This window comes from Pantoea sp. X-Soil-OKNW-713 (genome assembly GCF_059730685.1).
Map to the genome: position 1 here is coordinate 166,323 of NZ_AP035995.1, position 21,974 is coordinate 188,296.

16 protein-coding genes are annotated in these 21,974 nt (G+C 54.7%); 9 read left to right on the forward strand and 7 right to left on the reverse strand.

The genetic code is table 11. The features are described from left to right. Positions 1–2: 2 nt before the first annotated feature. Genes bcsA through bcsR form a run of 3 tightly spaced genes read right to left on the reverse strand, consistent with a single transcriptional unit; the run spans position 3 to position 3,534 of the window. Positions 3–2,612, reverse strand: coding sequence for a UDP-forming cellulose synthase catalytic subunit (gene bcsA / locus AC6I8R_RS00750; protein WP_497831796.1), 2,610 nt, complete (start codon positions 2,610–2,612; stop codon positions 3–5). Continuing rightward, positions 2,609–3,340, reverse strand: coding sequence for a cellulose biosynthesis protein BcsQ (bcsQ, locus tag AC6I8R_RS00755; RefSeq protein ID WP_497831797.1), 732 nt, complete (start codon positions 3,338–3,340; stop codon positions 2,609–2,611). Before bcsQ ends, bcsA begins: the two co-directional genes overlap by 4 nt. Next, positions 3,340–3,534: a cellulose biosynthesis protein BcsR gene (bcsR, locus tag AC6I8R_RS00760; protein WP_021183761.1), complete on the reverse strand. Its 195-nt coding sequence runs from the start codon at positions 3,532–3,534 to the stop codon at positions 3,340–3,342. Before bcsR ends, bcsQ begins: the two co-directional genes overlap by 1 nt. A 197-nt stretch (positions 3,535–3,731) precedes the next feature. Here bcsR and bcsE point away from each other — a divergent pair, with 197 nt between their 5' ends. The 6 genes from bcsE to AC6I8R_RS00790 all read left to right on the forward strand — a co-directional run bounded on the left by bcsE (position 3,732) and on the right by AC6I8R_RS00790 (position 12,648). Further along, positions 3,732–5,273 (forward strand): cellulose biosynthesis protein BcsE, encoded by a 1,542-nt coding sequence (gene bcsE, locus AC6I8R_RS00765; protein WP_497831798.1) that lies wholly within the window; start codon positions 3,732–3,734, stop codon positions 5,271–5,273. Positions 5,274–5,278: 5 nt separating this feature from the next. Next, positions 5,279–5,467 carry a cellulose biosynthesis protein BcsF gene (bcsF, locus tag AC6I8R_RS00770; RefSeq protein WP_021183763.1) on the forward strand — a complete coding sequence of 63 codons (189 nt, stop codon included), beginning with the start codon at positions 5,279–5,281 and terminating at the stop codon, positions 5,465–5,467. After that, positions 5,467–7,122, forward strand: coding sequence for a cellulose biosynthesis protein BcsG (gene bcsG / locus AC6I8R_RS00775; protein WP_497831799.1), 1,656 nt, complete (start codon positions 5,467–5,469; stop codon positions 7,120–7,122). The genes bcsF and bcsG overlap by 1 nt, the downstream gene beginning before the upstream one ends. 240 nt (positions 7,123–7,362) lie before the next feature. Continuing rightward, positions 7,363–9,375, forward strand: a complete 2,013-nt coding sequence (hmsP, locus tag AC6I8R_RS00780) for a biofilm formation regulator HmsP (RefSeq protein WP_200864661.1) — start codon at positions 7,363–7,365, stop codon at positions 9,373–9,375. 233 nt (positions 9,376–9,608) lie between these two features. Continuing rightward, a complete protein-coding gene (locus tag AC6I8R_RS00785) occupies positions 9,609–10,895 on the forward strand; it encodes a dicarboxylate/amino acid:cation symporter (RefSeq protein ID WP_208724526.1) in 1,287 nt (428 codons plus the stop codon). Positions 10,896–11,139: 244 nt separating this feature from the next. After that, the gene (locus tag AC6I8R_RS00790) at positions 11,140–12,648 is read left to right on the forward strand and encodes a M16 family metallopeptidase (RefSeq protein WP_415175068.1); all 1,509 of its coding nucleotides are present in this window, start codon (positions 11,140–11,142) and stop codon (positions 12,646–12,648) included. A gap of 3 nt (positions 12,649–12,651) precedes the next feature. On the opposite strand, the gene AC6I8R_RS00795 is transcribed toward AC6I8R_RS00790, so the two are convergent. Together AC6I8R_RS00795 and kdgK are read right to left on the reverse strand one after the other, a co-directional pair. Continuing rightward, on the reverse strand, positions 12,652–13,524 hold the full coding sequence (locus tag AC6I8R_RS00795; RefSeq protein ID WP_021183768.1) for an alpha/beta hydrolase: 873 nt from the start codon (positions 13,522–13,524) through the stop codon (positions 12,652–12,654). A 356-nt stretch (positions 13,525–13,880) separates the two neighbouring features. Next, a complete protein-coding gene (gene kdgK / locus AC6I8R_RS00800; RefSeq protein ID WP_021183769.1) occupies positions 13,881–14,813 on the reverse strand; it encodes a 2-dehydro-3-deoxygluconokinase in 933 nt (310 codons plus the stop codon). Between the two features lie 247 nt (positions 14,814–15,060). Here kdgK and pdeH point away from each other — a divergent pair, with 247 nt between their 5' ends. Continuing rightward, positions 15,061–15,834 carry a cyclic-guanylate-specific phosphodiesterase gene (gene pdeH / locus AC6I8R_RS00805; RefSeq protein ID WP_497831800.1) on the forward strand — a complete coding sequence of 258 codons (774 nt, stop codon included), beginning with the start codon at positions 15,061–15,063 and terminating at the stop codon, positions 15,832–15,834. A 62-nt stretch (positions 15,835–15,896) separates the two neighbouring features. Next, positions 15,897–17,957: an AsmA family protein gene (locus tag AC6I8R_RS00810; RefSeq protein WP_497831801.1), complete on the forward strand. Its 2,061-nt coding sequence runs from the start codon at positions 15,897–15,899 to the stop codon at positions 17,955–17,957. Here AC6I8R_RS00810 and ppiC read toward each other — a convergent pair whose 3' ends face one another. Continuing rightward, positions 17,958–18,239, reverse strand: a complete 282-nt coding sequence (gene ppiC, locus AC6I8R_RS00815) for a peptidylprolyl isomerase PpiC (RefSeq protein ID WP_013507331.1) — start codon at positions 18,237–18,239, stop codon at positions 17,958–17,960. It lies immediately after the preceding gene. A gap of 164 nt (positions 18,240–18,403) precedes the next feature. On the opposite strand from ppiC, the gene rep reads away from it, so the two are divergent. Next, the gene (gene rep, locus AC6I8R_RS00820) at positions 18,404–20,428 is read left to right on the forward strand and encodes a DNA helicase Rep (protein ID WP_497831802.1); all 2,025 of its coding nucleotides are present in this window, start codon (positions 18,404–18,406) and stop codon (positions 20,426–20,428) included. A gap of 61 nt (positions 20,429–20,489) precedes the next feature. On the opposite strand, the gene ppx is transcribed toward rep, so the two are convergent. Continuing rightward, entirely contained in the window at positions 20,490–21,974 is a 1,485-nt protein-coding gene (gene ppx, locus AC6I8R_RS00825) for an exopolyphosphatase (RefSeq protein ID WP_415175033.1), read from the reverse strand.

Below are 21,974 nucleotides of genomic sequence, written 5' to 3' on the forward strand. Positions count from 1 at the left end.
ACTTAATGAGTGTTTTCTATTTTCACGCGGCCAGGTTGTTGTGGCAGCAGTGAGGCCAGCCAGTGCACCAGCGTGGTGAGCAGGCTGAATAAACGACGCAGCGGCGTTGGGCCGTACTCCGCCAGACGCAGGTAGCCTTTAAAGCCCAGTACCATAATGTCGGCGAGGCTTTGTACCGGTTTGTCTTCCGGGAAACCGTCCTGCCACAGCGCCCAGGTATCGGCGCGGGCAAAGGTACACTGAATAAATTCAATGTGTTGTTCAGTGGATAGCTGATGCAGGCGGATACCGGCGCGGCGGCCAAAGACGCGTTGTACCTGGCAGGGGAAACTGAACTCCTGCTGACCACGGCGCAGCAGCAGCCACACCGGTTCATCCTCTTGCAACGCATCTGCTTCGCGCAGCTCAACACCGACGCCACCGTCCGAGTAGTCGCGCAGCGTGCAGGGCACCATATGACCATCTTCGCGTGCAATGGCGGCAGGCATGGCGATCTCGACACGGTGCGCTTCGCGAATCTGCCGGGCCTCTACCGACACCGCCACGGCACCACCGAGGATGACCATGTTGTAGATCACCCAAATCAGACTGACCCAGATGGTCAGGATTTCATTGGATGGGCCGTAAGCCATGCGCCAGAAGGCCATCACAATCCCCGCCAGATTCAGCAGCACCAGGAACATATAGGGTTTGGTGATCACCCAGTCGAGATGGCGTTTCTCGACCAGGCCACCCTTAGCGGTCACGTTGAATTTGCCTTTGTGCGGATTGAACAGCGCTACCGTAGTCGGGCGGGCGATGTACCAGGCCAGCACCGTTTCATACACTTCACTCCAGAAGGAGTGACGCCAGCGGCCCTGAATGCGTGAGTTGGTCAGGCTGGTGTGCAGCATATGGGGTAACACATAAATGGCGATCGCCAGTGCCGGGGCATAGATGATGTAGGCGTGGCACAGCAGGAATGCCAGCGGTGCCAGCAGGAAAATCAGCCGTGGAATCCCCGCGAGGAAATGCAGCATGGCGTTGGCATAACACAGGCGCTGCACCAGTTTTAAGCCTTTGCCAAACAGCGGGTTATCCAGTCGGAAAATCTGTACCATGCCGCGCGCCCAGCGGATGCGCTGACCGATATGCGCCGACAGACTTTCAGTAGCCAGACCGGCCGCCTGTGGAATGCGGATATAGGCCGAGGTATAGCCGCGACGATGCAGACGCAATGAGGTGTGCGCATCTTCCGTCACGGTTTCGACCGCAATGCCGCCAATCTCATCCAGCGCATTGCGGCGCAGAACGGCACAGGAGCCGCAGAAAAACGCCGCATCCCAGGTGTCATTGCCATCCTGTACCAGGCCGTAAAACAGTGAGCCTTCATTTGGCGTCTGGCGGAAGCGGCCGAGGTTGCGCTCGAAGGGATCTGGCGAGAAGAAGTGATGCGGCGTCTGCAACATCGCCAGCTGTTTATCTTTCAGGAACCAGCCCATCGTCATTTGCAGAAACGAACGCGTCGGCACATGGTCGCAGTCGAAAATCGCCACATATTCGCTCTGGCAACGGGTTTTCAGCGCATGGTTGATATTGCCCGCTTTGGCGTGTTCATGCGTGGGACGTACCACATACTGCACCCCGACACTGGCGGCAAACTCGCGGAACTCGTCGCGTGTGCCGTCATCGAGAATATAGATATTCAGCTTATCGCGCGGCCAGTCGATACCCATTGCGGCGTAGATGGTCGGTTTCACCACGCTGAGCGGTTCGTTATAAGTGGGCACCAGAATATCCACACTCGGCCAGACGGTGATCTCCTCTGGCATCGACAGTGGATGGCGGTTGAGCGGCCACAGCGTCTGGAAATAGCCCAGCACCAGCACCGTCCACGAATAGGTTTCCGCGCCAATCAGCAGCAAGCCGAAGGCGAGGCTAATCGGATCGTCCCAGTTGAGGGTTTCGGTGTAGCGCCACCACAAATAGCGGCAGGAGACGGTGAGCGACAGCACGATCAGCATGATGGTAGAGAGCCGCCCCGGTACGCGGCGAACCAGCATCGCCAGCCCCCACAGCAGTAGCACGAAGACAAACTGCGTCATGATGCCGAAGGGTTGTGAGATACACAGCAACGCCAGCAGGCTGGCAGCAATGGCGACGGTGATAAACAACAACTGGCGTGCGCGTGGTGGCAACCGTTGCAGACGCTGTTCGCTGCGTCGGATGACGCCACGTTTTTTCAACTGCAATGGCAGCGCGCCCAACCATTGATAGAGTTGTTGACGCCAACGGAACAGCGGCTTAAAGGCGTTATTGAAGCGTTTACGCTCGCTGCGTTCGCTATCGTCGAGCGGCAAGACCAGCAACAGCCACAGGCTTTGCAGCGCATAGCGCAGCACATCGAGCGGACGCGGGCGTTGCAGGGAGATTTGCGGGAAGTAGCGATGACGTTGTTGCAGGATGCGCTGCCAACCCGGCGTCTCCAGTCGCAGCAGTGACCAGGCAAGGATGCACCACATCAAATGCAGGATGATGGTCGGCCAGGGTGTGCCATGGCGACGCGCCTGGCGTGCGCGTTGTTGCAACGCCTGCCATGCCTGCGGAATGAGCAGCCAGCGTAGCGGATTCATTTGCCTGCCCCGGCCACATTGAGCAACAGCCAGTTTGCCAGGGTGTTGACCTCTTCACTGGCAAGCGCGTGCGGGCGATATTCAGCCAGCGGTTGTTTCATCATCAGCGCTTCCGCCAGCGCTTCATCGCGATGAATGACCTGCGGAATCAGGTTGCGCAGTGAGCTAATCCACAGTTGATGCAAATCCTGCTGTAGCTTGCTGTTAGCATTGAACTGGTTGATCAAAAACAACGTGTGCGGCAGAAAACGCGGGTGATGCAGACGCAGCTGACAGTTGGCATCAGGGGTGAGTATCTGAAGAACCTGGTCTGCGCTGTGCAGGAACGGCAGGTGCCAGGGAGACACGTCTGCCGGTAAATCCAACAACAACCAGCGGTACTGAGATTTGAGCGTAGCGAAAGCATTAAGCAACGGTTCAGCAAATTTTTCGTCGAAGCTGCGAATACTTAATGCCTGCTGATGGGTTGTTGCGCCAAAAGGTAAGAAATCTAACCCCGGGCGGTAGCGCTGTGCAGTCTGTTGCCAGGGCTGCTGATTGAGCAGAGCGGGCATCCATCCGGCGTCATGATTCACTGGCAAGTTGAAGTGGGTAGCCAGTTGATTCGCAGGAGAAAGATCGAGCACCAGCACCGATTCCTGTAGCGCGTTCAGCGCCCAGCCAAGCGCCGCGCAGAGCGCAGTGGCGCCACAGCCGCCGCGCAGTCCCTGAAGAGCAATCACCGGCATTAGTGTTCAGACTCCTGAGTGGCGGATAATTCCTGCAAAAGCGGCCAGTGCGACAAAAGGGTATTCAGGCGCTCTTCCCGGGCAATATCAATGTAGTGAAACGCCTGCAATGAAAAGGCCTCACTTAAGGTATTAATGTCATCCTGTTCTTCACGGGTTCGCGATACCAGCGAAAAGGCATTTTCTGTTTTCATTACTTTTTTGCCAGCTAAAAACGACAATCGAAGAGTTACGATTATATTTATTGATATAAGTTTAACGTTGGCGAAAACGATAAACACCCGCACAGATCAATGCGTTTTGAGTTAGTTCAACGTTTTTTTATTTCAGCAGTTCCAATCGTCGCCGTCTATAATAAACTAGCCTGGATTGTACAGATCGCGAATCTAATATGAAAAATCACTATGCGCTCGGCCTGCAACAGGTTCAACAGGAATTAATTACACTGCAAACGCCCGGACTTTACTGGATCACCTGCCAGCGGCAGGAGGATGCGCGATCGTTTCTGCGTCAGGTGATAAGCCAGCAACAGGCAGCCACGCTGATCAGCTCAGACGAAAAACCGCAGGCATTGCTGACGCCCGATCCGCCCGGTGGCCCGGCGCGTATTCCTTTATTTTCGTTGCCGGCCAATAAACTTTCCTTGCAACAGTTGCAAGGGGATTTTGCGCGCGTAATGAATAAGCGAAGTGGACTGGTGTTATTTTATAGCAACGCCGCACATTGGGTTAAATTATCGCAGGAAGAACTGGCGATTTGGCTGAAGCGCATGCGTCGTCAGTTAATTGAAAAAAACATGACGCTGCTGATGATAACTTCTGGTACATCAATAATTAACCTGCGGAATTATCTCCAGCGTTATTTTCGCCAGATTGATGGTGTCGCTCATTTAGATTATCAACAGGATAGCTGGCAATATCGCATTAACTGGTGGTATTCCGCTGACCAACTGTTGGCGGATCGCGCGATTCGCCTGAATTACATCGAAAATCAGTTTATTGCTGCCAGCGAAGAGGAACAAAATATTCCGCTCAGCCTGAACGATGAGAATCAATTTCTTGCCGAGCAGGGCGTGCTGGAAGGCGCTCCACCTTTTTCCGCGCAGTGGCAATTGTTTAGCGACAATGATGGGGTTTACTCGCGCGCGCAACAGGCCAACGCCGCGACGGTGATCTTTAGCCTGGCAAATAACCATGATATCAACGCCCTGGCAAAAATGGTCCATAGTCTGCGACGCTCGCGTGGTAACGCGCTGAAGATTGTCGTACGCGAGATGAATACCAGCTTGCGATACAGCGATGAGCGCCTGCTGCTGGCCTGCGGCATTAATGCGATTGTGCCCACGGCGGCAACTTTATCGCGCTTCCTTACCACGCTGGAAGGGATTCAGGGGCAGCAGTTTACCCGTCATGTGCCCGCTGACTTGCCTGCGTTGATGCAGGCTTTGCAGCCGTTGCAGCAGCGCGGTTTTCTGCCATTGAATGCGTTTTGTGGCGCGGTACAGAAGCTGATGAAAAACACGCTGTTACCGGAAAACGATAAAGGTTTGATGGTCGCGCTGCGCCCGGTGCCGCAGCTGAAGCCGGAACAGGTGCTGACGTTGTGTAAACCGCGCCGTTTCGGTGACCTGGTGACGCAGTTGGATGATCGTCTCTACCTGTTCCTCTCCTCATGCCGTTTTAACGATTTGGACATTGCGTTGAAATCCATTTTCTCGCTGCCGCATGACGAGTTGTTCAGCAATCGCATGGTGTGGTTCGAAGACAACCAAATCGTATCGGAAGTGAATAAAATCAGTCAGCTGACACCGGTGACGCACCAGGATCTGCCGGTGGAGCCGGTGACCCTGTCCGCAACTGCGCCAGACCCGGTATCGCATGAACGCGCGGCACCGCTTCCTCAGCCGATTACCCTGAATATTGATGGAGCGTAGTCCTGATGACACTAATGGATTGGGTGCAGGTCATCATCCTGCTGCTACTGATTCTGCTATTTCTCAAATCCCTGTTGGTGCGCTGGCTGCCGCGTAGTAGCAATAGCCTGCTGATGCGCCTGCTTCCGGCTCGTGCGCTGAAGTCCGAGGGAGTCTGGCAACGGAATACGACGAAAACGGATAGAAAACCGTAATGAGCGATAAAAAATCTTCGGCAAGCGGCTGGTCGCTGCACGGCTCCTGGTGGCGTGGCCTTGGCGGCTGGAACTTCTATTTTCTGCTGAAGTTTGGGTTGCTGTGGTATGGCTACCTGAACTTTCACGCCCTGAGCAATCTGGTGTTTCTTGCCTGGCTGCTGTTCCCGCTACCCTCGCAGCGCTGGCATCGGCTGCGTAACTGGGTGTCACTGCCGATTGGCTTTGGTCTGTTCTGGCACGACACCTGGCTGCCTGGCCTTAGCTCGATTCTCAGTCAGGGCGACCAGGTTGCGGGGTTTTCGACCGCTTACCTGTTGGACCTGCTCGATCGCTTTATCAACTGGGAGATGATCGGCGCCGCCTTTGTGCTGTTGGTGCTGTATCTGTTTGTCGCGCAATGGATTCGCATTACGGTGCTGGTGTCGCTGCTGTTGATTTGGCTGAACATCGTTACCATTGCCGGGCCATCCTTTAATTTGCTGCCGGGCAAAGCTGCGACGCCGGAAGTGGTGTTGAATGATCAACCGGCTGTGGCCGGTAAAACGCCCGATGCGCTCGATCAATCTGCTGCACCCACCAGTGCCAACCTCACCGCGTGGCTTAACCGTTTTTATGACAGCGAGCGGCAGCGCGTAACCCATTTCCCGGATAGCCTGCCCGGCGATTCGCAGCCGTTCGATATTCTGGTGCTGAATATTTGTTCGCTGTCCTGGTCGGATCTGGATGTGGCGCAGCTGCGGAATCATCCGTTGTGGCACCACTTCGATATCATGCTGGATAACTACAATTCGGCCACCGGTTACAGTGGCCCGGCAGGGATTCGCCTGTTGCGTGCCAGCTGCGGGCAGACCTCGCACAGCGATCTGTATAAACCCGCCGATCAGCGATGCTATCTGTTTGATAATCTTGCGAAGCTGGGCTTTAAGCAGGAGCTGGTGATGGATCACAACGGTGTCTTCGGCAACTATCTGAAAGAGATGCGCGAGGACGGGAATATCCAGGCTCCGTTAATGTCGCAGGCGGGTATCGCGCCAGAACTGACCTCGTTTGACAGCTCGCCCATCTACAACGATGGTCAGCTATTGCAGCGCTGGCTGGATGACCGCAGCAAAAGTAACGATGCACGCAGCGCCACTTTCTATAACCTGATTCCGTTGCATGATGGCGTCCGTGAACTGGGCAGTACGCGCACGGCCGCCTGGCAACCGCGCGCTAAAATGCTGTTTGACCAGCTCGATACTTTCCTGACCAATCTGGAGAAATCGGGCCGGCGCGTGATGGTGGTGGTGGTGCCGGAGCATGGTGCGGCATTGCAGGGCGATAAGATGCAGATGTCAGGTCTGCGCGATATCCCCAGTCCGTCGATTACCCATGTGCCGGTGGGCATCAGCTTTATCGGTATGAAGGCACCGCATCAGGGCCAGCCACTGACAATTAATACCCCGACCAGCATGCTGGCGCTTTCCGAGATCATTTCCCGCGTGGTGGATGGCCAGGTGTTCAACGCGCCGAATGTGAATATGTCCGCGTTGACCGATAATCTGCCGCAAACGCCAGTGGTGTCGGAGAATGATAACGCGGTGGTGATGATGTATCAGGGCAAGCCGTGGATTCGCCTGAACGGCGGTGATTGGGTGGCGTATCCGCAGTAAACAATGGCCTGACGCCGTAGCGACGCGATTTATCGCGCAATGTTTTGGTCGCGTGAAGCAAAACCCACGCGATAAATCGCGTCGCTACGGATGTGTATTTATCCGAATAACGTCGTTTGATACCACGCGAACCCCGATTTTGCGACTTTCTCCCGGCGAAAAAAAACCGTGATCTGGGATATACTTGCTGCGCATTTTCCTGTCTGATAACACGGCTTAGAGTTGCCAGGAGAGATTTTGTTGCGCGTCAGTCGTTCCTTAACGATAAAGCAGATGGCCACAGTCTCCACCGTGGCGTTAGTTACCATCTGTATTTTTATCGTCATTCAGTTATTTCATTTTGTGCAGCAGCGCAGGATTGACTACGCCCAACAAATGGAAAATGTGGCGCATACCGTGCGTCAGCCGCTGTCTGAAGCGGTCCTGAAAGCCGATATTCCTCAGGCAGAACATATCCTTAACACCCTCAAGCCCGCCGGTATTTTGTCGCGTGCGGATGTGGTGTTACCCAATGCATTCCAGGCACTGCATGCCGATTTTGAGGTAGAGAAGCCGGTGCCGGTGCTGGTGGCGCGTTTATTTGAGCTACCGGTGCAAATTACCTTACCGCTTTATTCTGTTGAGCGAACCGGGCTGCCAAAACCGATTGCTTATCTGGTCCTTCAGGCGGATTCATCAAGGGTGTATCAGTTTATCCTGAGTACGCTTTCAACCATGATTACCACCTATTTATTGCTGGCGCTGATTTTGTCGGTGTCGATTAGCTGGTGTATTAACCGGCTGGTGGTCCATCCGCTACGTAATATCTCGCGTGATTTGCAGGAATTGCCACCGCAGGCCATTCTGACGCATAAACTCACGCTGCCGGAAAATCATCGCGATGATGAAATTGGCATGTTGATCCGCAGCTATAACCGTAATCAGCAGGTGCTGGAGTCAATTCATGATGAGATGAGCCGACTGACCACCCATTTTGCTGTTACTGATTTGCCAAATCGTACGTTGTTTCTGGCTCTGCTTGATCAACATATCCATCACCGGCATCGCCCTGATCCCTGGGGGGTGATGGTGATTCGCATTGATACGTTGCAGGAAGCCAACGGGGTACTGAGTGACGATCAGCGCGATACCCTGATGCTGACGTTGGTGGAGAAAATTCGCAGCACGATTGACGATCATACGCTGCTGGCGCAAACCGGACCGAGTGACTTTGCGTTGCTGCTGAAGCGTGCGCACAACCCGTTCCGGGCGATGCGCCTGGCGCGCAACCTGATGTTGCGCATCAATCAGCCGGTCAATCTGCAACAACTTCAGTTACGTCCCAACGCCAGCATGGGTCTGGCGCTGCATGACGACACCCCAATTTCCGCCAGCGAGCAGCTTGATCGTGCGACTTCAGCGATGATGTCGGCACGTCATCAGGGTAAAAATCAGATCCTGTTTTTCGATCCGGCACTGACCGAGCGGGCGCAAAAGCGCTTAACCCAGGAACACGACATTTTGCAGGGGTTGCAGGATGAGGAGTTCGCGCTCTATCTGCAACCACAAATCAATATGGCCACCGGCGAGCTGGCGGGAGCGGAAGCCTTGCTGCGCATGCGTCAGCCGGATGGTAGTTGGGGATTGTCGGAAGAGTTTATTGCCAGCGCGGAAGAGATTGGCGTGATTGCTTCGATTGGCCGCTGGGTGTTCGAAGAAGCGTGTCGCATTATCGCCGCCTGGCAGAAGCAGGGAATTAACATCCCGTTGAGCGTGAATATCTCGGCGGTTCAGCTACGGGATGCCAGCGTGGTGACGCATTTGCAGGGTTTGCTGGAACGTCATCGTATTACGCCGGGTAACTTTGTGCTGGAAATCACCGAAACTGCCAAGATTGGCGATGCCGAGCAGGCGATAGCGCTGCTGCGCATGTTGCAGCAAACGGGTGTCGCTGTGGCACTGGATGATTTCGGCATGGGTTACTCCAATCTGAACTATCTGCATCAGTTTAAAGCATTGCCGGTCAACAAGTTAAAGATGGATCGCAGCTTTGTTGCTGCGCTGCCGGATGATGACACTATGGTGCGTATCGTGGCTGCCATCGCCGATATCATCCATCTGGATGTTATTGCTGAAGGCGTGGAAACGGCCGAGCAGCGCGACTGGCTGTTGGCACGCGGTATTACCATCGGTCAGGGCTATCTGTATGCTGAAGCACTGCCGCTCAACATCTTCAATCAACGCTGGCTTGACAAGCTATCACCCACCAAATAATCACCTGATTTATTGATTTTCCTTGTGAATTTACATAACTCTCGCTTGCTGAAGCGTTTCAGTTCATAGTTAGAGTTTTGTAACTTTTGTAAGGAATGTAAGCCTATATTAATCGCGTTAACCGGATGTTATTTTCCTCAACGTCGGCAGGGCCTTTCCCGGACCCGCTACATGGCATGACATCATTAAATTAAATAAATGACGGATAAATCCGTCTTCACTGGACACCTGTTATGAAAACCTCGCTGTTTAAAAGCCTCTACTTTCAGGTGCTGGTTGCCATTGGCATCGGCGTTCTGTTAGGCCATTTTTATCCTGAGTTAGGCGCGCAGATGAAGCCGCTCGGAGATGGCTTCGTCAAGCTGATCAAGATGATCATCGCCCCCGTGATTTTTTGTACGGTGGTGACCGGTATTGCCGGCATGGAGAGCATGAAAGCAGTTGGGCGGACTGGCGCAGTGGCGCTGCTCTATTTCGAAATTGTCAGCACCATCGCGCTGATTATTGGCCTGATTGTGGTCAACGTGATTCAACCTGGCGCGGGCATGAACATTGACCCCGCCACGCTGGATGCGAAAGCGGTTGCCATGTATGCACAGCAGGCGGAACAGCAGGGCGTGGTTGCCTTCCTGCTGGATGTGATCCCCAATAGCGTGATTGGTGCCTTTGCCAGCGGCAACATCTTGCAGGTGCTGCTGTTCGCGATTCTGTTTGGTTTTGCCCTGCATCGTTTGGGTGACAAAGGCACGTTGATTTTCAACGTGATTGAAAGCTTCTCGAAAGTTATCTTTGGCATCATCAATATGATTATGCGTCTGGCCCCGATTGGCGCATTTGGTGCGATGGCGTTCACCATTGGTAAATACGGTGTCGGTTCGCTGGTACAACTCGGTCAGTTGATTATTTGTTTCTATATCACCTGTATCCTGTTCGTGGTGGTGGTGCTCGGCCTGATTGCCCGCGTGGCAGGTTTCAACATCTTTAAATTCGTGGCGTATATCAAAGAAGAACTGCTGATCGTGCTGGGCACGTCCTCTTCGGAATCTGCGTTGCCGCGTATGCTGGACAAGATGGAACGGCTTGGCTGTAAGAAATCGGTAGTAGGTCTGGTGATCCCGACCGGTTACTCGTTCAACCTTGACGGTACCTCCATTTACCTGACGATGGCCGCCGTATTTATTGCGCAGGCAACCAATGCGCATATGGACGTCATCCATCAGATCACGTTGTTGGTGGTGCTGCTGCTGTCGTCGAAAGGTGCGGCGGGTGTGACCGGCAGTGGCTTTATCGTGCTGGCGGCAACCTTGTCAGCGGTGGGACATCTGCCGGTGGCCGGACTGGCGCTGATTCTGGGGATTGACCGCTTTATGTCCGAAGCGCGCGCCCTGACTAACCTGGTCGGTAATGGTGTGGCGACCGTGGTGGTGGCGAAGTGGGTCGGTCAGTTGGACGAGCGCCAGTTGAATGAGACGCTTTCTTCAGCGAAAAAGGTGAAAAACGCACCGGAATCTTCGCTGTAAAGCGACAATTGCGTTAATTTTCCGGGAAATGCCCGCTGTGACTTGCCCTCACAGCGGGCATTTGCATAATAAACCCCATTGATTTTTTTCCCGGTTTTTCACCTCGTTGCGCGACATCCCGGCCATCTTGTGGTCAAAGAGTCAGTTGAAGAATAAACGTGGCGGCAAACTGCCGCATCGGTCAGCCTCTGAGCGACCGCACGCGCCGTGATAACGAGTGTTGATCTGTTTGATAGGGGTTCACATGCAGGGCACCAGAATTCGGCTTTTGGTTGGCGGATTGCTGTTGGCAGCATCCGGTTTTGGCGTGCATGCCGAAACACTCCAGCCCGATCCCGCCTGGCAGGAAGGCAAACTGGACAATGGTTTTAGCTGGCAATTGCTGACAACGCCGCAGCGTCCCAGTGACCGCATAGAGCTGCGCCTGATCGTTAACACCGGTTCGCTGGTGGAGAGTGCACAACAAACCGGCTTCAGCCATTTGTTACCGCGTCTGGCGTTGGTGCATAACACCGCGCTCGATACCAATCAGCAACGCGCTTTATGGCAACAGGCGATGGATCCGCATCGTCCGCTGCCGCCTGCCATATCGTCATATGATTTCACCCAATACAATCTGAGCCTGCCGAATAACCGTCCGGAGCTGCTGAAAGAAGCACTGAACTGGCTGTCGGCGACCGCAGGCAAGATGGCACTGAATGAACAGGTGGTGACGACCGCGCTGAGCGCGTCCGATCCAATCGCCACCTGGCCGCCCAACACCCAGGATGTCTGGTGGCGCTATCGCCTGAAAGGCTCAACGCTGCTGGCGCACGATCCTGGCGAACAACCACGCGCGCCAGTCGATATCGCACAGCTGAAGAATTTTTATCAGCAGTGGTACACACCAGACGCCATGACCTTATATGTGGTCGGCAATGTTGACAGCCGCAGTCTGGCGGAGCAGATCAACAAAGCCTTTGCGCCGCTACAAGGTAAACGGGCATCGCCAGCGGCAATGCCGACGCTGTCGCCGTTGCCGCATCAACCGGTGAACCTGGTCAATGGAGCGATAAATCAGGATCGTCTGTCGTTGGTGTGGGACAGCCCGTGGCAACCGATTCGCGATTCGCAGAACCTGGAGCGTTACTGGCAGAGCGATCTGGCGCGTGAAGCCTTGTTCTGGCATGTACAGCGTGCCCTGGCCGACAGCAAAGCGCAGAGCGTTCAGGTGGGCTTCGACTGTCGTGTGCTGTATCAACGCGCCCAGTGCGCCATCAATATGGACAGCCCTAACGCTTCGCTGCCCCAGAATATGAATCTGGTGGCAAAAGAGCTGGCGGCGGTGCGTGATAAAGGGTTGCCGCAGGATGAGTTTGACGCTCTGATGGCGCAAAAGCTGCTGGAGCTGAATAAGTTGTTCACCACCTACGCACGTACCGACACCGATATTTTGATGGGGCAGCGTCTGCGTTCACAGCAAAATGCGGTGGTGGATATCGCTCCGGAGCAATATCAAAAACTGCGCCAGTCATTTCTGGGCGGGTTAACGCGTGATCAGCTTAATCAGGAACTGCGTCAGCAATTGACCCAGGAACTGACGATGGTGTTGATCCAGCCGGAAGGTGAAGCGGAAACCAATGTGAAAATGTTGCAGGAAAGCTGGGATAAGGTGATGACTCCACCAGAGACACCGACCACTCCAGCCAGCCCGGATGATGTCAAAAACGACGGCAACGCCAGCAGCAGTGAGCTGGCCCCGCCATCGTCATAAGCCTCAGGTTTTTGCCCGCAGCCACTCGGTCACCAGCATCGGCCAACTGGCTAAGGGCAAATCCGCCACGCCACGGATGCCAAATCCGTGGCCGCCTTTCTGATAAAAGTGGATTTCTGCTGGTACGCTGTGTTCGCGCAGCGCGCTGAAGAACACCATGCTGTTATTGATTGATACCGTTTCATCGTCAGCGGCGTGGATCAGCAGCGTCGGCGGCGTCTGGCTATGCACCCGTGTTTCCAGCGAATAGGCATCTATGGTTTTTTGATCCGGCCAGGCACCCAATAGCCGGGTGCGGGTGCTTTCATGTGCCAGCCCGTCACGCATGCTGATCACCGGATAAATCAGCACCATCGCGTCAGGTCGGGGCGAGAGGCTGTCAGCCTGATCCTGCACCGGGTAGATTTTCTCAGAAAACCGCGTGCCGAGGCTGGCGGCAACATGACCACCGGCGGAGAAACCCATCATCACGATATATTTGCCGTTCATCGCACGCTGCGCCCGATCGCGCAGTACCCGCACGGCACGCTGCGCATCGGCCAGCGGCGCATCCGGGCCTTCGTGATGACCGTCGTAAGGTAAACGGTAGGTCATGACCGCCAGCGTGTAGCCCATTGAGGTAAAGAACGTCGCCAGTGCGCTGCCCTCGCGATCGATCAACACCCGTTGATAACCGCCGCCCGGAGCCACCAATAGCGTAATACCGTTGGAGTTTTCGGGGTGCCAGATAGCCATCTCCGGGCAGCGTACCCCGGTGGCAGCACGATCATAGGGTTCATATTCTTTGGCGAGATCGACAATCTGCGGCTGTGCGCGTGAGTCGCTGGCACCCGGTGCATCACCGTGCGGCCAGATATTAATAATTTCTGTGTGCATAAATCGGTCCTGAGCGAATCATGTTGTCGTTTTTGTGGTCGCGGCCGGATCAACAGCATCCTGCTGTTATTGATTAAAACATGGTCTTTTTTATGGCGATCGTCCAGCCGAAAAGCCGTAATTCAGACAGAATCGGACTATGCCTGGCGCACCTTTTTGTTGCCATAACGTATTGAATTTAAAATTAGATCTTAAGCCCGGCTAAAGTAGTCAGGCATGGATTGGCAGGAAAATGGATCTCCGCAGGCGTCAGCGGAAACTGCCGGGAGGAAGTGCTGATTTAAGGTAAATTTCTGGCAATTGTTTGTTAGCCAGCGTGATGTTTGAGACGCCCTGACGAGCAGGGCGTAGAGGCATTACTGTGGCATTGCGTCCAGAGGGATGATCGCGCCGCGATGTTGAATCACGGTGCTGGCGGTGAGATGACCGCGGGCGGCGGCGGCATCCGGTGCCGCACCCTGTAAACGCAGCGCCAGATAGCCTGCGCTAAAGGAATCGCCGGCGGCAGTGGTGTCGATCACTTTCTCTTTTGCCAGTTTGATGGCGGGTACATCGTAAAGCGGCGCCTCACCAACGGCCACCAAACAGGATTCAGCGCCACGTTTGATCACAATCTCCTGCACGCCTGCGTTACGGGTGCGGGCAATCACCGCTTCCAGTGGCTGTTCACCCCATAACAGATGTTCATCATCCAGCGTCAGAAAGGCGATATCGGTATGCTGCAACATCGCAGCATACGCCTGCTGCGCACTGGCTTTATCGGCCCACAAGCGCGGGCGATAGTTATTATCAAAAATCACTTTGCCGCCGTTCTGGCGGCACGCGCTGAGCAAGTTCATCAGCTTCTCGCGGCTGGCGGCAGGCAAAATCGCCAGGCTGATACCGCTGAGATAGAGATAATCGTAATGGGCCAGTTGTTGGCAAATGGCCTCAGATTGCGGGCTGTCGAGCCAGTAGCGCGCAGCGGCATCGCTACGCCAGTACCAGAAGGTCCGCTCGCCGTGCTCGTCGGTTTCGATGAAGTACAGACCCGGCATTTTGTTGTCGAGTCGCTGGATCAATCCCGTTTGTACCTGCTCCTGCTGCCAGGCGGCAATCATCTGGTCACTGAAGCTGTCGGTGCCGAGGGCGGTTACGTAATCAACGCGCAGCTGCTCAATGTCAGACTGACGCGCCAGATATACCGCGGTATTCAGCGTATCGCCGCCAAAACCGCGTTTGATGTTCTCACCTTTTTCGGACAGCTCAATCATGCATTCGCCAAGGATGGCGATTTTCTTCTGCGTCATGGTCTTCGGCCTGTAGTGAATTCTTCCCCTAGTCTCGCGTCTGGTATGGCAGCCGTCAATGTTTTTCAAAACGGCGTTTTAATTCCACTTAAGGTGTGAAACAGGGGGTTTAAGGGTAATTTAGCCGCGAAATTGTTGCTTGTTTTACCGATTAAGCGTGAGACGCACTGTTACACTCAAGAGCTCGTGTGGCTGCTCAGGATGATGATGCTATTTGCAGGCACTCACCACCTACCAGGAAAAAACCATGGTGATGAAGAATTTTAGTCATCGACTGCCTTCTTCAATTGAACTGGAGCAACAACAGGAAACGCGTTTCTTCTGGCAGCAGTGCCAACGATTCTATACTTTCCAGCCGATCTACCAGGTCTCGGGCCACTTACTGGCTATTGAATTACTGACTGCGGTGACACATCCATCCGCACCAGAAAAAAGGCTTTCGCCGGAAATCTATTTTGATGCGCTGGAGATTTCTCAGCGTCTCGATGTGGTGCAGGAGCAGTTGGAGCTGCTGATGCAGTGGTCGGCTCTTTTTAATCAGCGCCAACTGGTGGCTTCGGTCAATATCGATGGCCCTACGCTGCTGGCAATCCAACAACATCCGCAAATCCGCAGCCTGATAACCCAACTGCCGTGGGTACGCTTTGAACTGACAGAACATCATGTGTTGCCGCAGGAAGAGATGATTGCGCAGATGCCGGAGCTTGGCCCGCTGTGGCTGGATGATTTTGGTTCCGGTATGGCGAACTTCTCCGCCCTGACCGAGCTACGTTATGACTACATTAAGTTGTCACGCGAGCTATTTATGCTGCTGCGCTCTACCGACGAAGGTCGCAGCCTGTTTTCCATGCTGTTGGCCTTGATCAACCGTTATTGCAACGGGGTGATTGTCGAAGGCGTGGAAACCGAGGAAGAGTGGCAGCAGGTGCGTAGCTCGCCCGCAATGGCCGCACAAGGTTATTTCTTCTCCCGCCCGGTTCCGTTTAGCGAACTGGAAAACATGGCGCTGGCGCTTCCCTGATAACGTTCCTCAACGTCTCGACTATCTTTAAATGAGACGTGGAAGGACAAGGAGGAAGCAGCATGTCACGAACAGGAAAAGTCCTGAGTTGGGTCATCGGGATTTTTTTGTTGCTGGTTGTGGTGATGTTGGTCGTGATTGCGACCTTTGACTGGAATCGCCTGAAACCAACCATCAACCAGAAAGTCTCGGCAGAATTGAATCGACCTTTCGCCATTCGCGGCGATCTCGGTGTAGCCTGGGTACGCAATCGTGAAGAACCCGGCTGGCGTAGCTGGGTGCCCTGGCCGCAGGTGCATGCCGACGATATTATGCTGGGCAATCCGCCCGCTATCCCTGATGTCACCATGGTGCATTTACAGCGCGTGGAGGCGACGTTAGCGCCGCTGGCGTTGCTGCATAAACAGGTTTATCTGCCGTGGATCAAACTCCAGCAACCCGATGCACGCCTGGTGCAGACTGCGGATAAACAAAACAACTGGACCTTCAACCTTGCCAGCAATAACAACGGCGAGGCCAATGCGGCCCCTTCGGCCTGGACGTTCCGTCTCGATAATATCCTGTTCGATCAAGGGCAGGTACGCTATCGCGACGCCATTAATAAAGCGGATGTCAGCGTCACCCTCAATCCCCTCGGTAAGCCGGTGCCCTATGCGCAGGTGGCGGGAGGTGATGATAAACAGCAGGGTGCCGGTGACTTTGTCTTTGGCTGGCAGGCGAGCGGTACCTATAACAATCAGCGCTTAGAGGGCGAGGGCAAAATTGGCGGCATGTTGTCACTGCGCAGCCAGACCACGCCGTTCCCGTTGCAGGTTGATGTACGCAATGGCACCACGCGGGTACGCGTCGAAGGGACATTGCAGGACCCCCTGAATCTGGGTGGGTTGGATGTACGGCTGCGTTTCTCCGGCGATACGCTGGCGAATCTGTACGGTTTGGCTGGCGTGCTGTTACCTGATACGCCGCCCTATGAAACCGATGGTCACCTGATTGCGCGTTTTAATGACGACAAAGGCCCAGTGTTCCGCTACGAAAAATTCAATGGTCATATCGGTGACAGCGATATTCATGGTTCGCTGGTGTACCGTCAGGGCAAACCCCGTCCGAGCCTGACCGGCGATCTCTCGTCGAACCAACTGCGTATGGCCGATTTGGGGCCGTTAATTGGGGTTAATTCTGGTAAGGGCAGTGAGAAAACGCAGCAGGCGAAAGCACAGCGTGGCGAAGCCTCGACGCAGCCTGCCGATCGTGTTTTGCCGCACGACAAGTTCGATACCAAGAATTGGGACGTGATGGATGCCGATGTGAAGTTCAGCGGTAAGCGCATCGAACATAGCAATTCGCTGCCGTTAAGCGATCTTTATACCCATTTGCAGCTTAATAACGGTGATTTGCGCCTTGATCCGCTGCGCTTTGGTATGGCGGGCGGAGCGCTTAACTCCACCATCCATCTGGAAGGGAACCGCAGCCCCATGCGTGGCCGGGCGGATGTGCATGTGCGTAAACTTCAGCTGCGGCAGTTGTTTCCCAATGTGCAAGCGATGCAGAAAAGCCTTGGTCAGTTGAACGGTGACGCCACGTTAAGCGGCACCGGTAATTCAGTGGCGGATTTGCTGGGCACCAGTGATGGCGAGTTGAAGCTGTTGATGAACGATGGGTTGATCAGTCGCAGCCTGATGGAGATTGCCGGACTAAATGTCGGTAACTATGTGGTGGGAAAACTGTTTGGCGATGACGAGGTGCGTATCAACTGTGCGGCCACCGATCTCAACATTCGCAATGGGCTGGCGACGCCCAAACTGTTTGTCTTCGATACCGAGAACGCGGTGATTAATGTGTCAGGCAGCGCCAACTTTGCTAATGAACGCCTCGATTTGACCATCGATCCCGAGAGTAAAGGTATCCGCATCATTACGCTGCGCTCGCCGTTGTATGTGCGCGGCACCTTCAAAAAACCGGATGCCGGGGTGAAAGCTGGGCCGTTGATTGCTCGCGGTGCCGCAGCGTTGGCATTAGGCGCGGTGGTGGCACCGGCCGCCGCGTTGCTGGCGTTGGTTTCACCCAGCGATACCGACAGCAATCAATGCAGCAACGTGTTGCAGCAGATGAAGCAGAAGAAATGATCAGTTACGCCACAGCACCTTAATGATGTGGTAGCCAAAGGCGGTTTTCACCGGTCCATAGGGTTGCAGCAATGGGCAGCTGAAGACCGCCTTATCAAAGGCCGGGACCATCTGGCCTTTACGGAATTCACCTAAATCGCCGCCGTTACGTCCGGAGGGGCAGGTGGAGTGTTTCTTTGCCAGCTGTTGGAAGTTCGCACCTTTTTCCAGCTGGGCCAGTAACGCTTTTGCTTTTGCTTCATCCTTCACCAGGATGTGTAAAGCTGCCGCGGTTTTCGCCATGATTCGGTCCTGTTGTGTATAATCGTCGCGCATTATAGCCTGCACCGAATGATAGCGGCGCGATTTATCGCGCGGTTAAGGTGCTGTGTGATGCCCTCATCCCGACCTTCTCCCGCCAGCGGGAGAAGGAGATGTGCAATATGTTAACTGAGTGAATTTCCGTTATGCGTTTAAACCCCGGCCAACAACGTGCTGTCGAATTTGTCACCGGTCCCTGTCTGGTGCTGGCCGGTGCTGGCTCGGGTAAAACCCGTGTGATCACCAATAAAATTGCGCATCTGATCCGCGACTGCGGCTATCAGGCGCGTCATATCGCCGCCGTGACCTTCACCAATAAAGCTTCGCGCGAGATGAAAGAGCGTGTAGCGCAGACACTGGGGCGCAAAGAGGCGCGCGGTCTGATGATCTCGACCTTCCATACCCTGGGGCTGGAAATTATCAAACGCGAATATGCCGCGTTGGGGATGAAATCGAGCTTTTCCCTGTTTGACGATCAGGATCAGCTGGCGTTGCTGAAGGATTTGACCAAACAGTGGCTGGAAGAAGATAAGACCCAGTTGCAGCAGCTGATTTCGACCATTTCCAACTGGAAGAACGATTTGGTTGATCCCCAGGGTGCGGCAGGGATGGCGAAATCTCAGCGTGACCAGATTTTTGCCCATTGCTACCAGTTGTACGATCAACACCTGAAAGCCTGCAATGTGCTGGATTTTGACGATTTGATTCTGTTGCCGACGCTGCTGCTGAAACGCAATCAGGAAGTCCGGGAACGCTGGCAGCAGCGCATCCGCTACCTGTTGGTGGATGAATATCAGGACACCAATACCAGCCAGTACGAGCTGGTGAAACTGCTGGTCGGCGCACGGGCGCGTTTTACCGTAGTGGGCGATGATGACCAGTCGATTTATTCCTGGCGCGGCGCACGGCCACAAAACCTGGTGCTGCTGAAAGAGGATTTTCCGGCACTGGAAGTGGTCAAGCTGGAACAGAACTATCGTTCGTCTCAGCGCATCCTGAAGGCTGCCAACATCCTGATTGCCAACAATCCGCATGTATTTGAAAAGCGACTGTTTTCTGAGCTGGGGATCGGTAGCGAGCTGAAGGTGCTGATGGCAAACAATGAGGACCACGAGGCGGAACGCGTGGCCGGCGAATTGATTGCGCATCACTTTATCAACAAGACGCAGTACAAGGACTACGCCATTCTCTATCGCGGCAACCATCAGTCGCGCGTGTTTGAGAAGCTGCTGATGCAGAACCGTATTCCATATCGTATCTCGGGGGGGACTTCATTTTTCTCCCGCCCGGAGATTAAAGATTTGCTGGCCTACCTGCGTGTGCTCACCAACCCGGAAGATGACAGCGCGTTTCTGCGTATTGTGAATACGCCGCGGCGTGAGATTGGCCCTGCCACGCTGCAAAAATTGGGTGAATGGGCCACGCTGCGCAACAAGAGTTTGTTCAACGCCAGTTTCGATATGGGGTTGGGACAGACCCTGACCGGGCGTGGACTGGAGCATCTGCAACGTTTTACCGCCTGGCTGAATGAGATCATTCAACTGGCTGAGCGTGAGCCAATCAATGCAGTACGCGATCTGATTCGCGGTATTGATTACGAAAGCTGGCTGTTCGAAACCTCCCCCAGCCCGAAAGCTGCTGAAATGCGCATGAAAAACGTCAATATGTTGTTCCAGTGGATGACGGAAATGCTGGAAGGCAGTGAGCTGGATGAGCCGATGACGCTGGCGCAGGTGGTCACCCGTTTCACGCTGCGCGATATGATGGAGCGTGGTGAGAGCGACGAAGATGTCGATCAGGTTCAGTTGATGACGTTGCATGCTTCAAAAGGGTTGGAGTTTCCGTATGTTTATCTGGTGGGAATGGAAGAGGGGCTTCTGCCGCACCAGAGCAGCATTGATGAAAACAACATCGAGGAGGAGCGCCGTCTGGCGTACGTCGGGATTACCCGTGCGCAGAAGGAGCTAACCTTCACGTTGTGTCGCGAGCGCCGTCAGTATGGCGAGTTGGTGCGGCCGGAGCCAAGCCGCTTTCTGCTGGAACTGCCGCAGGATGATATGGTATGGGAGCGCGAGAAGAAAGTGGTGAGCGCTGAGGAACAAATGAAAACGAGGCAGACTCGCGTCGCCGGTTTACGTGCGATGCTGGAGAATGCAAAAAAAGGCGCGTAGCGGCGCGATTTATCGCGCAGGTTTTAAAAGAGCGCGATAAATCGCGCCGCTACGGGGTACATCAGGACAGGGTTAATAACCAGTGCACATAAGACTGGAAATGGCTTTCCTGCTCCAGCAGCTCCGCCCTTAACGGATGCGCCTGCAACCAGCCCGGAGGCAACGTCAGATGCAGCGCATCATCATCCGCCTGCAAACGTACCGCCGGTAAGGTGTCGTCGCGACGACGGCTGGAGAAGATAATCGCCAGACGCAATAAACGGCACAGACGCTCAGCCAGACGCGGTGGTACCGCATTCTGCTGGGTCAGTAGCGCCAGATCGATGCTGCCGCTCTGGTTCTGTAACAGGCAGGCCAGCAGTTTTTTCTGGGCGGGGGTAAAGCCGGGAAGATCGAGATGGCGAATCAGGTAAGCAGCGTGCTGGGAAGCCTGGCGGAAATCAACACTCAGGCCAATTTCGTGAATCGAACAGGCGCTAAGCAGCAGATCGCGACATCGATGATCCAGCTTCCATGCGGCGCTTACCTGACGGAAAAAGCTTTCAGCCAACTGGCGCACGCGTTCGGCCTGATCCACATCAATGGTAAAACGGCGCTGGACGTTTTGCAGGGTACGGCTGCGAATATCGCGATCAATGGGTTGATGCAGCATGCCATACACCAGCCCTTCGCGCAGTGCGCCACCGGCCAGCGTCATACTTTCGATATTCAGTTCCTGAAAGATGGCGATCAGGATCGACAAGCCGCTGGGGAACACCAGCGCGCGCTCCAGGGTCAGCCCTTCAATCTCCAGTTCCTCGAGCTTGCCACATTGAATGGCACGCTGTTTCAACTGTTGCAGTTTGCTCAGGGTAATACGTTCATCCATCCCCTGCGCCACCATAATTTCCTGTAGCGCCTGCACGGTGCCCGAGGCACCCACACAAATCTGCCAGCCTTTTTCGCGCAGTGTCGTCGCTACCGGGCGGATCATCTCACGCGCTGCCTGCTCGGCCTGAGCAAAGTTCTCCTTTGCCAGATGACGATCGCTGAAGTAACGCTCCAGCCAGGTGACGCAGCCCATCGACAGACTAAACAGCGTTGTCGCATGAGAACCCTCACCGGTCACCAGCTCGGTACTGCCGCCACCGATATCGACGACCAGACGCTGGTCGGAGCCACCGGTGGTATGCGCCACACCCTGATAAATCAGGCGTGCTTCCTCTTCGCCACTGATGACGTTAACCGGGCAGCCAAGGATCTGTTCTGCGGTAGTGAGGAAGTCCTGCGCGTTGGCAGCAAGGCGTAGCGTGGCCGTCGCAACCACGCGAATCTGTTCAGGAGGAATGTCCTGGAGTTGTTCGGAGAAAAGTTTCAGGCACTGCCAGCCACGTTGCATTGCTTCTGCCGAGAGCTGGCTCTCTTTGTCGAGACCCGCAGCCAGGCGCACCTTGCGTTTTATGCGCGCGACCGTCTGAATGCTGCCAGAGACTTCGCGCACCACCAACATATGAAAACTGTTGGAACCCAGATCAATCGCAGCATAAAGGGACGATGCGCTTAGCAT